At 41.3% G+C, this 15,671-nt stretch carries 14 protein-coding genes and 1 riboswitch; of the genes, 3 read left to right on the forward strand and 11 right to left on the reverse strand.

Features of this window, described 5'->3' with window-relative positions; translation table 11 throughout:
• Positions 1 to 112: 112 nt before the first annotated feature.
• From ACFVS1_RS21895 to ACFVS1_RS21925, 7 genes are all read right to left on the reverse strand, one after another.
• Positions 113 to 763, reverse strand: coding sequence for a LytTR family DNA-binding domain-containing protein (locus ACFVS1_RS21895; RefSeq protein WP_098370453.1), 651 nt, complete (start codon positions 761 to 763; stop codon positions 113 to 115).
• Positions 764 to 1,346: 583 nt separating this feature from the next.
• Complete coding sequence (locus ACFVS1_RS21900; RefSeq protein WP_352925094.1) at positions 1,347 to 1,709, reverse strand: P-II family nitrogen regulator; 363 nt, start codon at positions 1,707 to 1,709, stop codon at positions 1,347 to 1,349.
• A gap of 15 nt (positions 1,710 to 1,724) precedes the next feature.
• Entirely contained in the window at positions 1,725 to 2,939 is a 1,215-nt protein-coding gene (locus ACFVS1_RS21905) for an ammonium transporter (protein WP_387550421.1), read from the reverse strand.
• 303 nt (positions 2,940 to 3,242) lie between these two features.
• A complete protein-coding gene (locus ACFVS1_RS21910; RefSeq protein ID WP_241590054.1) occupies positions 3,243 to 3,446 on the reverse strand; it encodes a YbdD/YjiX family protein in 204 nt (67 codons plus the stop codon).
• A 12-nt stretch (positions 3,447 to 3,458) separates the two neighbouring features.
• Positions 3,459 to 5,516, reverse strand: coding sequence for a carbon starvation CstA family protein (locus tag ACFVS1_RS21915; RefSeq protein WP_352925196.1), 2,058 nt, complete (start codon positions 5,514 to 5,516; stop codon positions 3,459 to 3,461).
• A 357-nt stretch (positions 5,517 to 5,873) separates the two neighbouring features.
• Positions 5,874 to 7,685: an ABC transporter ATP-binding protein gene (locus tag ACFVS1_RS21920; RefSeq protein ID WP_387550681.1), complete on the reverse strand. Its 1,812-nt coding sequence runs from the start codon at positions 7,683 to 7,685 to the stop codon at positions 5,874 to 5,876.
• Entirely contained in the window at positions 7,639 to 9,387 is a 1,749-nt protein-coding gene (locus ACFVS1_RS21925) for an ABC transporter ATP-binding protein (protein ID WP_387550424.1), read from the reverse strand. The genes ACFVS1_RS21920 and ACFVS1_RS21925 overlap by 47 nt, the downstream gene beginning before the upstream one ends.
• A 446-nt stretch (positions 9,388 to 9,833) precedes the next feature.
• Here ACFVS1_RS21925 and ACFVS1_RS21930 point away from each other — a divergent pair, with 446 nt between their 5' ends.
• On the forward strand, positions 9,834 to 10,394 hold the full coding sequence (locus tag ACFVS1_RS21930; RefSeq protein ID WP_387550426.1) for a nitroreductase family protein: 561 nt from the start codon (positions 9,834 to 9,836) through the stop codon (positions 10,392 to 10,394).
• Between the two features lie 412 nt (positions 10,395 to 10,806).
• Here the strand turns inward: ACFVS1_RS21930 and ACFVS1_RS21935 are convergent, their stop codons facing one another.
• Together ACFVS1_RS21935 and queF are read right to left on the reverse strand one after the other, a co-directional pair.
• Entirely contained in the window at positions 10,807 to 12,153 is a 1,347-nt protein-coding gene (locus ACFVS1_RS21935; RefSeq protein WP_387550428.1) for an aspartate kinase, read from the reverse strand.
• Between the two features lie 203 nt (positions 12,154 to 12,356).
• Positions 12,357 to 12,857, reverse strand: a complete 501-nt coding sequence (gene queF / locus ACFVS1_RS21940; protein ID WP_061461394.1) for a preQ(1) synthase — start codon at positions 12,855 to 12,857, stop codon at positions 12,357 to 12,359.
• 104 nt (positions 12,858 to 12,961) lie between these two features.
• Positions 12,962 to 13,007: riboswitch (PreQ1 riboswitch) on the reverse strand.
• Positions 13,008 to 13,161: 154 nt separating this feature from the next.
• On the opposite strand from queF, the gene ACFVS1_RS21945 reads away from it, so the two are divergent.
• Both ACFVS1_RS21945 and ACFVS1_RS21950 read left to right on the forward strand, forming a co-directional pair.
• Positions 13,162 to 13,998, forward strand: a complete 837-nt coding sequence (locus ACFVS1_RS21945; RefSeq protein WP_352925102.1) for an EamA family transporter — start codon at positions 13,162 to 13,164, stop codon at positions 13,996 to 13,998.
• Between the two features lie 125 nt (positions 13,999 to 14,123).
• Positions 14,124 to 14,381 (forward strand): BA3454 family stress response protein, encoded by a 258-nt coding sequence (locus ACFVS1_RS21950; RefSeq protein WP_352925104.1) that lies wholly within the window; start codon positions 14,124 to 14,126, stop codon positions 14,379 to 14,381.
• Between the two features lie 282 nt (positions 14,382 to 14,663).
• On the opposite strand, the gene ACFVS1_RS21955 is transcribed toward ACFVS1_RS21950, so the two are convergent.
• Positions 14,664 to 15,113: a YfmQ family protein gene (locus ACFVS1_RS21955; protein WP_352925105.1), complete on the reverse strand. Its 450-nt coding sequence runs from the start codon at positions 15,111 to 15,113 to the stop codon at positions 14,664 to 14,666.
• Positions 15,114 to 15,386: 273 nt separating this feature from the next.
• Positions 15,387 to 15,671 (reverse strand): cytochrome aa3 quinol oxidase subunit IV, encoded by a 285-nt coding sequence (gene qoxD / locus ACFVS1_RS21960; RefSeq protein WP_096338881.1) that lies wholly within the window; start codon positions 15,669 to 15,671, stop codon positions 15,387 to 15,389.

Here is a 15,671-nt window from a genome sequence, read left to right on the forward strand (position 1 = left end):
CGCTTTTCTTACACTTAATTTTACCAATCCTGTGTAATCATCACATTCGATTCTGAATGAAAAGCCTTAAATAGAGCATAAACCAGCATTTTTTTCACATAAAGGAGAATAACTAAAACCCCAAAGCCCTTCTAAATTGACTTGCATATGTTTGACTGACCTGGATTTTGGAGTTGTCTTTCATGATCAATAAAAATGTAGAATGAAAATCGGGAAGGATTTCTTGTATATAATTTATATTGACGATGTACGAACGATGCACACGAATGAATAAATCACTAGGTAAAATGAATTCCAATTCACTTAAGTTCATTTTATGAAATCCACTCACACGTTCTGACTGAATCTTAGTTTTCCTATTTTGAGCTTCCAAATACATAATTTCATCATATGGAAGCGGTATCCAGCGGTCATCTGTTTTAATGGTCAAGAATGATGTAGGTAAGATTAATGGCTTTGACGGCAAGATGGCCGTTACCGCTCCTAAAGGATTGCCCTCGTCCATGATAGGAACACTCAGACCATAGTAAGGTACGCCAAATACATTGCTTTCTACCTGCACCCCTATTTTTTTACGAACGCTCAGCGCTTTATATGTCGCTGTTTTTTCACTGAATAAATCACCCGGTTTTATTCTTAAGTCAACTTGTTTGCTCGGTTGATAATAAATGTATTTTTCAGAATCAGCCACAGAAATTGAAGCATCCTTCGGTACAAACTCCCTGATGATATTCAAAACGGATTCGACCGTAAATTGATCCATTTCCTTTCACCTCTTAAAAGAACATATTAATAATTTCCCTTATTATTAAACAGGGCATGCATGAAATAATTGATCGTTTTTTGGAAAACTTACATTTTTTTGAATTTACTTTTCGTAAAATAAAGAAAAATGGAAGTAACTAAGCGAAAAGTGTCAAAAAAAGCAAAAAAATCGTATTTAAATTTATATCCTTATTTATTATAGTTGGAAATCTCCCTGATTTCCATGGGGGATTCTAGAAAAAGGTTTCCTTATGACTAACATTTAAACTCCACAGCCGAGGTTGGGCATCATACGCATAAAGAAGCCGCTCTCCCAAAATGGGATAACGGCCGAAAGGTTATTTTTTAAAACGGGGATTTTGAAACGAGGATTTTATTCGAAGGGATATTATCTCTTCTAAGTTTTTTAGTGGCAATTCCAATAAAAATGGTCGGTCATCAGGTTGATATACATCCTCTGAAATGAGCGTATTAACGATCTTCTGTTTTTTCGCATTAACAATTCGGACCAGTCTCCCCATTTTCAGCTCCCTTTCCTTAATCTACTGTATCCGGCACATTCGGCCGAAATAATCACAGCATCAGATATCATTCTTTAACGCATCATGACCTTCTTTACCGGTACGGATATTCACAACATTCGCCAATTCATAAATGAAGATTTTTCCGTCTCCTGGTTTACCTGTACTCAAGAATTTCCGAGCCACATCCACAACATCCTGAACTGGCACTTCACACACGACGATTTCGATTTTCATTCTGTCATGTAGTGACATTTCACGATTTCTGCCTCTATAGGTTTCCACATAACTTTTCTGAAGACCCGTTCCTTTTACTTCCGATACAGTCATTCCGCTTACCCCTATTTTTGCAAGTTCCGCTTTGAATTGTTCAAAATTGATCGGACGTGTAATGATTTCTATTTTCGTTAAAACCTCGGACATATGTGCACCCCCCTTTTAAATGGATTCGTGATAAGCTTTTTCTCCATGAAGTGTAAGATCAAGCCCCATTGACTCATCTTCTTCACTGACACGCAACGGTACGAAAAGGTTAATGGCTTTAGCAACGATATAAGTGACCACGGCAACAAAGATATATGTCGCAATGATCGCTACAAGCTGCTTCCACAACAAGTTGAAATCTCCATAGAATAAACCATCTGCACCGTTTTCGTTAACGGAAGTGGTCGCGAATAAACCTGTAGCGATGCCCCCCCATGTCCCGCCGATCCCATGCAATCCAAAAGCATCGAGTGCATCATCGTAACCCAGTTTATTCTTCAGGAAGAATACGCCCCAGAAACATACGGCACCGCCAATGACCCCGATGATGATGGAAGAGGCAGGGGTTACGAATCCGCAAGCAGGTGTTATGGCCACCAATCCAGAAATAGCTCCGGATACCGCACCTAGCAATGTTGCTTTTTTATTAGCCATATATTCAAAGATGAGCCAGCCTATGATACCAGCAGCGGCTGCAACAGCTGTGTTGACGAATACATTCATCGCCACTTCATTGATTGTCAGTGCGCTTCCGACGTTGAAGCCGTACCAACCGAACCAAATTAATGATCCGCCAAGGAAAGTTAAAGGAAGATTATGCGGCGCACTGTCCCCCGACTCTTTCCTTTTACCTAACATGATCGCTAAAACCAGACCTGCAACCCCTGAAGATATATGAACAACGTTGCCGCCTGCAAAGTCAAGTGTACCCAGTTCCGCTAACCAGCCGCCTCCCCATACCCAGTGTGCAACGGGAGCGTATACGAATAAAGACCAAAGGATCGTAAAGATCAGGAATGCCGAAAACTTCATCCGCTCAGCAATGCCACCTGCAATGATCGAGACGGTTAATACGGCAAAAGTCATTTGGAATAACATGAACAAGCTATGAGGAATTGTTTCGCTATATGGTCCAGGTGCAAAGCCTACATCCTTTAAGCCAACCCAGTCCAGACCGCCCAGAAGTGTATTACCAGGTGAAAATGATAATGAATACCCAATCAAAACCCAAAGAATCGAAATGACAGCCAATGGCATATAACTATGCATTGCCGTATTCAGGACATTTTTACTTTTTACCATCCCTCCATAAAATAGGGCAATTCCTGGAGTCATTAACCAAACCATCATTGTCGCCAAAAACATGAATACCGAATCTGCCATTTCCATACTGTTTTTTCCCCCTTGTTTTTATATATGTTATGTTTATTAACACTATTATGTTATGTTTTTTATCATATACTTAATTTTCTAATAATTCAACTTCTTTTTTTATACTTTATAAAAAAATGTCAGGATATATAACATCAATATGAATAAAGACTTAGATAATTTGATTTTTTGGGTATATAATTACTTTTCCACATTTTTAAGACTCCATCACTGTTACATTTCCCCCTCTACTTATGTCCCGCTTCCAAAAAACAATAAAAAAAGGGCCCTCCTATAGAGGACCCCACAAAAAATATTCAATCAACAACAACGAGACACTTTCCCACCCTTTGCATTATACCGCTCATCCTGGGCTTCACAGAAAAATTCTTTCCTGGTTTTCACGGGATCCCCAGGATGATGCATTCTCATATGTGCCACATACGTATCATAACTTGGCACGCCGACGAGCAAACTGACGAACTGTTTTCTGTAGCTGAGAATCTTAATCAATCTTTTCAACACTGTCACCCCCCCTTATGATGTCCTTCTAGATACATAAGGTGATTCATGTAAATCTGTATTTTGATTCTTCAAGACCTTTATCCACAACCTTATGGCAGAAATCAGGACAGTGATTACAACGATCATGAAGATGGCACAAAGGGCAGCATCGACATAATCATTGACGATGACCCGTTTCATCTCGGCTAGAGTTGCTGCCGGAGCAAGAATGTCCCCATTATCATAGGCTGCACTAAATTTATCCTTATGAGCTAAAAAGCCAATAGCCGGGTTTTCGTGGAACAGCTTTTGCCACCCAGCCGTCATGGTCACTATCAACAAGAATGTAGTAGGAACGAGTGTGACCCATGTGTACGCCTTTTTGCCCATTTTGAAAAGGACCGTCGTCCCAAGCAGCAATGCAATGGCGGAAAGCATCTGATTCGCAATTCCAAACAACGGCCAAAGGGTATTGATTCCGCCAAGAGGATCAATGACCCCTTGATAAAGGAAGTACCCCCAACCGATTACACAAATGGCTGTCGCAATAATATTGGGCAGCCATTTATTCGTTTCGGCAAATGGCTTGTAAAACGTGCCGATGATATCCTGTATCATAAAACGCCCTACCCTGGTTCCCGCATCAATGGTGGTCAATATGAACAATGCCTCGAACAGGATCGCGAAATGATACCAGAATGCCATCAGGGACGATCCGCCAATCACTTGCGAGAAGATATGGGCCATACCGATAGCAAAGGTTGGAGCTCCTCCAGTACGGGATATAATGGTCTCTTCCCCAACATCCTCTGCAAGGCCGGTAATCATCTCAGGCGTCAAAATGAACCCCCAATCCGATATCGTTGCAGCCACTTGCGCAGGTTCCGTTCCCACAACGGCCCCCGGGCTGTTAATGGCAAAATAGATACCTGGCGTCAATACACAGGCTGCTATCATCGCCATGATGGCTACAAAGGATTCAGTCAACATCGCCCCGTATCCGATTGGGCGGGAATGCGATTCGCGTTCAATCATTTTAGGAGTTGTACCTGATGAAACGAGTGCATGGAATCCCGATACCGCGCCGCAAGCGATCGTAATGAATAGGAACGGGAATAAATTTCCGGAAAATACAGGTCCTGTTCCATCGATGAATTGAGTGACGGCAGGCATTTCAAGGCTCGGCATGACAATAAAGATACCAAGCGCAAGTCCGATGATCGTACCGATTTTCAAGAATGTGCTTAAGTAATCACGCGGTGCCAATAACATCCATACAGGCAAAACGGAAGCAACGAATCCGTATACAATCAACATGATGGCAATTGTTTCCCCGCTGAATGTGAACATTGGCGCCCATGTGGCGCTCTCAGCTACAAAGCGGCCTAAATATAAAGCCAGCATCAATAGTATGATTCCGATAATCGATCCTTCACCAACCCTACCCGGCCTTATATAACGCATGTAAATGCCCATAAGGACCGCGATCGGTATGGTCGAGGCAATCGTGAACATCCCCCACGGACTGCCCACCAGCGCTTTTACGACAACCAGGGCAAGTACCGCTAATAATATGATCATGATACCCAGGATACCGATCATCGCTATCAATCCAGTAATCGGTCCAATTTCCTCTTTGATCATCTCTCCCAATGATTTGCCGTTACGGCGCATCGACCCGAAGAGAATGATGAAATCCTGTACGGCACCAGCCAATACAACTCCGACTACAAGCCATAGCGTCCCTGGCAAATATCCCATCTGCGCTGCAAGGATGGGACCTACGAGAGGGCCAGCTCCGGCAATTGCCGCAAAATGGTGGCCAAACAACACCCATTTGTTTGTAGGCACATAATCCTTCCCATCGTTATTCGCTTCCGATGGAGTCTGGCGATTGTCATCTAGCTCAAACACTTTCCGTGCAATGAATTTACTATAAAAGCGGTATGCAATTGAATAAACACAGAGTGCTGCAGTGACAATCCACATGGCATTGATGCTTTCCCCCCGGTTTAGCGCGACGAAACCAAAACTCACCGCACCCAAAGCAGAAATGATCCCCCAAAGTATAACCGACTTAAGCGCTTTCATTTTTTCCATCTCCCCTCCATTGAACTATTTTACAACTATAAATCCTTCATTTATAAGGGGCCTTAGCTGTATTCCACCCCACGGCCCATTAAATTGAAAGAATTTTATATATATTCTGAATTATATGTTACCATTAGGATTTTTAGCAATAGCAAATTAGTCAATTTGTAATGTATTTTCCATTATTTTGTCGATAATTGCCTCTTTTCCCACATATATGGTTTTTCAATTCACACTCTTTATAAAAAACCGCATCAGGTAAAAAAAACTTTTTTAGGTGCATCATTGAATGAAACGGAAGTTGTCCTAGTAATGGGACCAACAAAAAAAGTGCGCCTGACGGCACACATTCTTTCTTCATCCGATCTGATTTCCCCTTAAAGAACTACGAAAAAGGTCGTAATAAAAACCCCTCTGCCGCAACAATTCATCATGGGATCCCTTTTCAATGATCATTCCTTCATCAAGTACAAGGATTTGATCACTTTGCTGAATTGTATTCAATCTGTGGGCAATGACAAAACTTGTCCTTCCCTTCATCAAGCGATGTAATGCTTCCTGGATTTTAAGCTCGGTAATCGTATCTATGCTGCTTGTCGCTTCATCCAAAATCAATAGAACGGGATCGGCTAAAATAGCCCTGGCAATCGATAATAGCTGGCGCTGCCCCTGACTTATTCCACTGCCATCTTGATTCAAGATGGTATCATATCGATCTGGCAGTTTCATGATAAAGGAATGGGCATTGGCAAGCTTGGCTGCATTCACCACTTCTTCATCTTCCGCCTCCAGTCGGCCGTAGCGGATATTTTCACGAATCGTACCTTGAAACAAGAAGGAATCCTGTAAAACGAAGCCCATATGCTTGCGGAGACTGGATCTCGTCACCTGTTGGATATCCTGGCCATCAATCATTATCCGGCCGCTGTTCGGCTCGTAAAAACGGGCAAGAAGATTAATGATCGTAGTCTTACCGGCCCCAGTGGGACCTACAAGCGCGATGGTCTCCCCTTTTTCCGCATGGAAATTAACATCATATATCGTTTGCTCCTCATCATTATACGAAAAGGAAACACCCTCAAAGACCACTTCACCGCGGACATCACGAAGTTCAGAGGCCTGCTTCTCATCCACTTCCTCTTCTTCTTCATCAAGTATGGCGAAAACCCGCTCTGCACCGGCAACAGCTGAGAGGAGTGTATTGAATTGGTTAGCCAGGTCATTGAGCGGACGGGTGAATTGCCTTGAATACTCGGTGAAGATGACAATTACCCCGATGGAGACCGTTCCTATGCCACTCAGCGCCAAAAACCCGCCGACAGCCGCTATTATGGTGAAACTTAAGTTGTTCAGTAAATTCATCAGTTTTGGAATCAGCCCAGAGTATGATTGTGATAGGAAGCCGGCCTTCTTCAAGTTTTCACTCCGGATGATAAAGTCCCGGATCACTTTATCTTCCTGTGAAAAAGCCTTTACGATCCGTTGTCCGGAAATCGTTTCTTCTATAAACCCATTCAGTTCCCCAAGGTTCTTCTGCTGTTGTTTAAAAAGCTTTCCCGTCCGGTTCGTTATCCACCTCAGGCCGAAGAACATAAGAGGAACAATGAATAAGGTTAAAACAGTTAATAAAGGGCTCAAATAAAGCATGACTCCAATCGTCCCGACCAGTGTCAGCACACTTGAAAAAATCTGGATGACGGAACTATTCAAAGTGGAACTGACATTTTCTATATCATTCGTGACTCTACTCATCAATTCCCCATGCTGGCGCCTGTCAAAAAAGGGGATGGACAGCTGGTGAAGCTTTTTGAATAATTGATTGCGCATTTCATAAACCGTATCTTGCGCGATTCCGATCATCCAATAATTCTGAAGCCACATGGATAGCGAATAGAATATATAGACTCCTAGAAGTCCGAAAAGAAGGCTGATCAGCCCCCTGCTATCTCTTGTGACAATAAAATCATCAATGGCCATCCCCACAAGAAAGGGACCAAGCAATCCCAAAAACGAGCTGATCAGCACCATGAAAAGGACACAAAATAGCAGGCTTTTATTCGTTGCTAAATACGGAATGATCCTTTTTATCGTATTCCAGGAGTTGATCGGTTTAGACTTTGCCTTATCGGGAACTATTCTTTGACTCAAGCGAAATCCCCTCCTCCCCATACTGTGAGTGAACGATTTTTCGATAAAGATCGCTTGTTTGAAGCAAATCCTCATGTTTCCCCAGCGCAAGGACCCGACCGCTTTCCAGCAACAAGATTTTGTCCGCCTCCATGGCTGTACTGATTTTTTGTGTAATGATGAGCGTTGTGCATGTATAGTCCTTTAAAGCGGCAAGCAATTTACTTTCCGTTTTCAAATCCAGCGCACTCGTACTATCATCCAGAAGGAGAATCTTCGGTCTGCGCACCAATGCTCTTGCGATCGATAAGCGCTGTTTTTGCCCTCCGGACAGGTTCACCCCTTTTTGCCCTAACTGGGTTTCATATTGCTTCGGAATTTTCATTACGGTCTCATGCACCTGAGCATGCTTTGCCGCTGCCATGATTTCCTCCATCGAGGCACCTTCTTTTCCCCAAGCGACATTATCTTTTATGGTTCCTGAAAAAAGCAGCGCCTCTTGCGGTACATAGCCAATCCTTTTCCGCAGTGAATGTAAGGGAATATCTTTCAGATCCTGGTCATCAATTTGAATGGAGCCGCTTTCAACTTCGTATAATCTCGGAATCAGCTGAAACAGAGATGTTTTCCCCGATCCTGTCGCTCCTAAGATGGCAAGCGATTCTCCCGGATCGATGGAGAAGGTCAGGTTTTTCAATATCGGCGTATCGGATCCAGGATAACGGAAAGATACATCCAAAAACTTGATGCCTCCCCCATTGACGGCCCCGCTCTTGCTTTCCGCCTTACCTTCATCAATATCTATCGGGGTTTCAAATATTTCCGTCACACGCTCCGCTGAAGCCTTCGCACGGGAAATGACCATGATCAGCCATGAAAAAACGGAAAGGGAAGCAGCAATCCTAGTGGCATAGTTGACAATCGCCACAACTTCCCCTACCTGTATATCTCCCGTTGTTATAAATTCGCTTCCAAGCCAGAGAATGATTAGAATCGCCACATTCATGACCAGCATCAGTACAGGCATTGTCGTTTCTATTAAACGAAGCGAAGTCACGGTCTTTCTTTTCAACTCTTCATTCGCATCGTCAAATCGGCCGATTTCATGCTCCTTACGAAGAAAAGCCTTGATCAAGCGCATGCCTATCAGGTTTTCCCTCATGACGCCATTGACATTATCGAGTTTTTTCTGTACGAGCTTAAACAGCTTGGCTGCTCGTTTCATAACCCATCTCAGGAAGAAAACAAGAACCGGAATGGAAATGACCAAAACAAGTGATAGTTTCAAATCCACCGCAATTGCCATTATTGCTCCGCCGATTACGATCAATGGCGCCCTCGCCATGATACGCAAGCCCATAAAAACCGTATTTTGAAGTTGTGTCACATCATTTGTCATCCTTGTTATCAACGAGGATGTCGGGATATTATTCAAATTCGCAAAAGAAAACGCCTGTATTTTACCAAAAAGGCTTTTCCTGACATCATGTCCAAAGCTTTGGCTTACATGTGATGCCGTAAAGGAATTAACGATCCCGCCAAGAAATGAAAAAACGGAAAGCCCAACCATGACACTTCCCCATTTAATCACCACCGATAAATCTTTCTGCAAAATGCCATCATCAATTATTTTTGCTATAAACAAAGGTTGTAACAGCTCTACCCCGAGCTCGACAATCATTAAGGATAAAGCAAGAATGATCAAAAGCCAGTACGGCTTAAGAAATGAGGACAATTTTTCCATCTATGACACCTTCGATTCTTCTTATGTAGATAGCATTTTTTTATCCTCTCATTATACATTTTTATACAGATTTTTTAAAAGAATTTAACTGTTTTAAGAGATTGGTAAATATCTTGATTTTTTTTATAAATACCCTTGACAAATAACAGGAAATAAGCGAAAATTCTAATTGATAATGATTTTCAATTTCATTATTGATCTCTGAAATTTGATAAGCAATTACGATATTCTCTTATCGTACCCTTTTGATATTGTACATAGATACAATGTCGCCCCGGCTTCTCTGTGCCTAGTAAAATTATATGCTCATTAGCGAATGCAAGTCACTAGAATATTGCCCCCTCTTTATTCAAGTAATTTATTCACGTTGGAAGCATATTAGGCAGCCGGGGATTATTTTTTTTGAACTATAAACTTACATATATGAATAAAGGAGCAGGATGGTCATGAAACTAGAAGATATCATTAAAGAACGGCGCAGCATCAAACGATTTAAGGACATTCCTGTTCCTATCAATACCATCCAATCATTATTGGAAACTTCAACATGGGCACCGAACCATAAAATGACCCAACCTTGGCGCTTCGTCGTAGTGCAAGGTGATAGCCGCTTAAAACTTGCAGAAGCAACCCGTGCATTCATGGAAGGCAAAGAGAAGGACCCTGAAAAGAAAAAAGCAGCAGGACAGCGAGGATATAATAAACTTATAGATGTACCGATGTTTGTCGCAGTGATCATGGAAGAGAATCCGAATCCCATGACACGTGAAGAAGATTATGCGGCTACAAGTGCCTTGATCCAGAATTTCAGCCTGCTTGCCTGGGAACAGGGAATCGGGATGATATGGGAAACATACGGCATGATACACAGCATGGAGTTTCGTGAAGCTTTAGGCGTGAAACCTGGCGAGAAGATCGTCGGCAGCCTTCACGTTGGCTATCCCGATATGATCCCTGCCCCGCGTCCAAGGAACGCGATCAATCAACTCCTGACCATTATGGACTAATATAAAAGGAAAGCCTCCAAATAGAAGATTGGAGGCTTTCCTTTTATGTTTTATGAGAAACACAATGATTAGCGGGGAAATGTTGATTCCGGTTATCATAATTCCTTAAGGCTGTTTTCGCATACTTTGTTGCTATTTACTGCTATTTACCAAGTAGTGCGGGGCGGGCGGTGAGCCTCCTCGGCGTTAACGCCTGTGGGGTCTCACTTGTCCCGCTGCTCCCGCAGGAGTCTCGCACTTCCGCTCCAATCAACCTTAAATCGTTTTGTTTTAAAAACAACAATCTTTACGAAAAGAGCCTTCCTTAAAGATGATTATATAAATTAAAGAGGAAAACTGCACCTCCCATTGTTAAATGATGTCTGACAATGGAGGTGCAGTTCATTCCAATGAGGTCCCTGTACGCCGATACTCAAAAGAACTCGTGATATAACGCCTGAATTGCCGTCTCTTCGTTATGCCCTTTCACACCGAACATCATGCTTACCTCCGAAGAGCCCTGGTTGATCATCTCAATATTCACCTTAGCTTCGGCCAAGGCTTTTGACGCTCTTGCCGTTGTACCGACATTATGACGCATTCCTTCCCCTACAACCATGATCAAGGCAAGATCATGCTCCACATTCACTTCATCCGCATGAAGCTCTTTCTTGATTCGGGAAATGATTTTCTTCTCGGCTTCACCTTTCATCTGGTCCTGCCTTAGAATTAGCGTCACATCATCGATGCCTGATGGAATATGCTCATATGAAACTCCATAATCTTCAAGAATGTGCAGCAGTTTCCGGCCAAAACCAACTTCCCGGTTCATCAAATATTTGCTAATGTAAATGCTGCAAAATCCTTTATCACTCGCAATTCCAATAACGGGCCCGTTCGTATTATCCCGTGTACTCACAATGCGGGTCCCTTGTGCAGCCGGATTGTTCGTATTCTGGATATGCACAGGTATTCCCGCGCGGAATGCTGGAATCAGCGCCTCATCATGAAATACCGAGAAACCTGCATAAGAAAGCTCACGCATCTCACGATAGGTTAATTCCCGGATTCCCTTCGGATTGGAAACCACATTTGGATTCACCGCGTACACGGCATCCACGTCCGTAAAGTTCTCATACAAATCAGCTTTGACCCCATTCGCAAGAATCGAACCAGTAATATCGGACCCGCTTCTTGAGAAAGTTAACACATCACCATCTAACGTATAACCGAAGAACCCTGGGAATACTACGATTCCAGGCTCATCACGCAGAGCATATAACCGATCATAAGACTCTGGCAGCACCTTGGTAAATCCACCTTCATCCGTTACGAACAAGCCGGCCTTCTTTGGATTTATATACTGCGCCTCTACACCACGGCTTTGGAAATAGCCTGCGACCAGCTTCGCATTATTATCCTCGCCGCTGGCCTTCAAGGCATCCAGATAGCGCTTTGGGTTAGTTTGGTCTGCATGCAGCAGTGCCATTAAATTTTCATGAATTCCAGTGATGACACTCTCGGATATATCCAGCTCTTCAGCAATGCTCGCATAGCGGGATACGACATCTTCTATCAAATGCTCTCCGTTATCCCCGCGCAGCTGCTGTTCCGCAGCTTCAATCAATAAATCCGTCACCTTTATATCATCGGAATTGCGTTTCCCTGGAGCCGAAACGACTACAATCTTTCTCTCTGGATCAGAAACCACAATTTCGAATACCTTCCTCAACTGTTCACCTGACGCAAGTGAACTTCCACCAAACTTTGCAACTTTCATCTCGACATCCCCTATTTTCGTAAATATTCTGTCAAAATCAACTCTCCCTATTATTACGCTTTTTCTCGAAACAATCAAGTGGAAATTCCATTATAGGAGGACATTTGTATTTTTAAAAAGGACAAATCATCAGGACAACTGATCAAGAATGGCTAAAACAAAGAAAAAGACAACGGGCATATGCCCATTGTCTCTCCCATTCTTTAGCGATTATCCACAGTTTCCGGGTATAAGTCATGGTTCATCAAGCGGTAATCCGCCATTTCCTCATACTTCGTACCTGGTTTCCCATAATTCGTGTAAGGGTCGATGGAAATTCCGCCCCTAGGTGTAAACTTGCCCCAGACTTCAATATATTTAGGATCCATCAATTCGATTAAATCATTCATGATGATGTTCATGCAGTCTTCATGGAAATCACCGTGATTGCGGAAGCTGAATAAATAAAGTTTCAAAGACTTGCTCTCCACCATTTTCACACTGGGAATATAGCTGATGTAAATGGTAGCAAAGTCCGGCTGGCCCGTTATCGGACATAAGCTAGTGAATTCCGGGCAATTGAATTTGACGAAATAATCCCGGTTCGGATGCTTGTTATCGAATGACTCAAGGATTTCAGGCGCATAGTCAAATGTATATTTTGTTCCTTGATTCCCAAGCAGTGTGATATCTTTTTTTAATTCTTCTTCTTTTCTTCCAGACATGAAAAGTCCTCCTAATCCCACGTTTCAGGGAGATTCATAAAATGGGCCTCTATATAACAAAAACCATATCTCCTCAAAGATATGGTTGATTCGCGAAAAATATCAAAGCCATAGTTTTTTTAAGAGGGTGATGCTATGAACCTCTCCCGTTTATCGGGAAATATTTTATAATTGTCTTAGTAAATATAAAAAAAAATAGTCAATCTGTCAATGCAACTCTCTTAAAATTGGGTTTGATTCGTTTATATTTTCAGTTTAAAATGGAAAAAGCGGTTCAACCTATTAGAAAGAAGAGAATATACACATGTGGATTTTTGCAGCACTCATCACCAGCTTATGTTTCGGAATCAATAACAGCATTTTCAAATGGAGCAGCGGAAAAGGCTATTCCAAGATACATATCCAATTTTTCTTTTATTTTTCAGCTTTTATTTTGTCCATTGTTTATGGAGTATTTATGGATGGTTTGCAACTGAACTGGCTGTCCATCTTGCTTGGTGCAGCAATTGGCGTACTGAACGCTAATGGTAACATCCAGATGGCAAGCGCCTTTGAAAAAGGGCCGGCAAGCTTGACATCACCATTAATCGCAGCGAATGCAATATTCCCCATACTCTGTGCAGCTTTAATTTTTCACGAACATATTTCTTCCTTGCAGTGGAGTGGAATAGTCTGCATGTTTCTCGCTACATTAGTCATCCAGTATACACCTAACGCCAAAGGTAACCATCAATATATCCCTTGGATCATGCACACATTATTCTCCATCTTATCATTTGGTGTGCTCGGAATTCTAATGACGACATCAACACGTCTTCATTTAAACTCCCTTGATATCTTAGTATCGATGTACGGAGGCGGAATGCTTTATCTTCTTTCGGCTCTGGCCTTTAAAAAAGAAAAAATCAAGCTAAAGGAAGTCAAAATCGGTTCCTTAGTAGGTTTTTTAAGCATGATAGGCTATGGATGTTATTTCTTTGCATTAAACACCGGAATCGCAAGCATCATTTTTCCTGTCGTCAGCCTGAACTGTTTAGTTGTCGTATTCGCTGGATGTTATTTATTCAAGGAAAAACTAAAAACCTATCAAATTGCCGGTGTTCTTGCAGCATTAATCGGTATTATTTTAACCAAAATATGAATATAGTTCGTTTACAAAAATCAACCTGGCTGTCATGTGTACAAGCCAGGTCGTTTTTTATTTAACCGGGAAATGCGGTAGTTTTAAAAAAAATGTTGACACATCCATAAAAATAACAGATAATTTTGAATATTAATTCTTTAGGTTTTACAGCTTTTGAAATGTTTGAAAAATCCTCTGCCACGGGTATTAAAGAAATAGGTACAACCATCTCATTTAATTCTGAATCAAGAAAGGAAAGATGCATAATGGTAAAAGTTACAGTAACAGTTGATTTCCAAGGAAAATCTTATCAAACTAACGTCCTTACTAAACCGGGTACAGATCATGAAGTAATTTTACAACAAGCCCTTCATCAAGTTGAAAAGCAATGGAAAGCATAAAAAAGCAGGCATCGCAATAGATACCTGCTTTTTTATTACCATTAAATCATATCCAAAATATTTTTCATATGCACGATGAAAGACCCTCTTGCAGCAATTCCCTCCTACTAAAAAACACAAAGACACTAACATTCAGTCGTCAGTTTGTGTACGTTAACCTCTGAATAACAAGTAATTTAAAATTTTATTTAAATGAAAACAGCACCTAAATGAAATGGGATTATACAATAAAAGACTTATAAAAAAAGACGGTCTTTTAAGGACCGTCTTTTTAATGTTCTTTTAAACTAAATTTCTTATTAATGGCATGGAACGTTCTTGGAGGTTATCGGAAAACAGACTATAAGAAATGACTTTCTTTTTGAACTGTTTAACTACATCCACGCGGTCATTGTAAATGTACACAAATAACTTAACATCCATTTTGCCTTTTTTAGTATCAATGACTAATGGAGTCCCACTGTCCTCTGGATGTAAAAACAATTGCTCGTTACCCGGGAATATATGATTTTTCTTCAGAAATCTGGCGTTATTAAAATGATTAATAACTTGAATTTTTTCATCACCTTCCAAACGTTTTCCGTCAAAGGATACGATCGCATTCCCGCCACTAATTTCTGAGTGTATTTTAAATTTGCTGATAATCCAATTAACAGCATCGGTTGGAAGACAGGAAACCAATATTTTTAACAAACTCAAGATTATTGTCAAAATCAAAACCGGCAATGTCAATTCATCATCTCCGCTACATTTTTAAATTAATTCTTTCCTATCTACCTTATTATATCAATATGGCTGGCAGTTTTTCTTAGAAAATGTGTCCGTTCTATTAACGTTTTACTTTGGTAAAACATTGTACTTAAACAAAATTTCCCCTTTATAAATATAATGTTCCGAATTGGTTATACTAAACAAAATGCATCCAAATCCTTCTTAACAAATTTATACTTATTAATATACAAAAAAACTGGGCGTCATCAAGACACCCAGCTTTTCCGGAATCGATTATTGATATCCCCAAATCATTGTTAGCATTGTACCGAAAATTGTAACCAATGCAACGAACAATCCGTAATAAACGTTTGTGTAAATCGATGCTTTATCTTCAGACTCTCCCGCATGCATGAACATAACAAATTGAAGTGCTGCTTGCATGAAAGCTGTAACAAGTAGGATGATCACAGCCATTTTAAGTGAGAGATCAAACACAATAACTGATAGTGCGACCAAAGTCAGGACTAGCGAAAAAGCAAATCCCATAACTTGGCCCCGTGGGAATAATTCTTTCAT

The sequence above is a fragment of the Peribacillus sp. NPDC058075 genome (assembly GCF_042885195.1).
Classification (GTDB): Bacteria; Bacillota; Bacilli; order Bacillales; family DSM-1321; genus Peribacillus.

Excerpts from the sequence above, each read along its gene's own strand:
- ACFVS1_RS21895 (WP_098370453.1), bottom strand. The coding sequence starts at position 763 with ATGGATCAATTTACGGTCGAATCCGTTTTGAATATCATCAGGGAGTTT.
- ACFVS1_RS21900 (WP_352925094.1), bottom strand. The coding sequence starts at position 1,709 with ATGTCCGAGGTTTTAACGAAAATAGAAATCATTACACGTCCGATCAAT.
- ACFVS1_RS21905 (WP_387550421.1), bottom strand. The coding sequence starts at position 2,939 with ATGGAAATGGCAGATTCGGTATTCATGTTTTTGGCGACAATGATGGTT.
- ACFVS1_RS21915 (WP_352925196.1), bottom strand. The coding sequence starts at position 5,516 with ATGAAAGCGCTTAAGTCGGTTATACTTTGGGGGATCATTTCTGCTTTG.
- ACFVS1_RS21920 (WP_387550681.1), bottom strand. The coding sequence starts at position 7,685 with ATGGGGAGGAGGGGATTTCGCTTGAGTCAAAGAATAGTTCCCGATAAG.
- ACFVS1_RS21925 (WP_387550424.1), bottom strand. The coding sequence starts at position 9,387 with ATGGAAAAATTGTCCTCATTTCTTAAGCCGTACTGGCTTTTGATCATT.
- ACFVS1_RS21930 (WP_387550426.1), top strand. The coding sequence starts at position 9,834 with ATGAAACTAGAAGATATCATTAAAGAACGGCGCAGCATCAAACGATTT.
- ACFVS1_RS21935 (WP_387550428.1), bottom strand. The coding sequence starts at position 12,153 with ATGAAAGTTGCAAAGTTTGGTGGAAGTTCACTTGCGTCAGGTGAACAG.
- queF (WP_061461394.1), bottom strand. The coding sequence starts at position 12,857 with ATGTCTGGAAGAAAAGAAGAAGAATTAAAAAAAGATATCACACTGCTT.
- ACFVS1_RS21945 (WP_352925102.1), top strand. The coding sequence starts at position 13,162 with ATGTGGATTTTTGCAGCACTCATCACCAGCTTATGTTTCGGAATCAAT.
- qoxD (WP_096338881.1), bottom strand. The coding sequence starts at position 15,671 with ATGAAAGAATTATTCCCACGGGGCCAAGTTATGGGATTTGCTTTTTCG.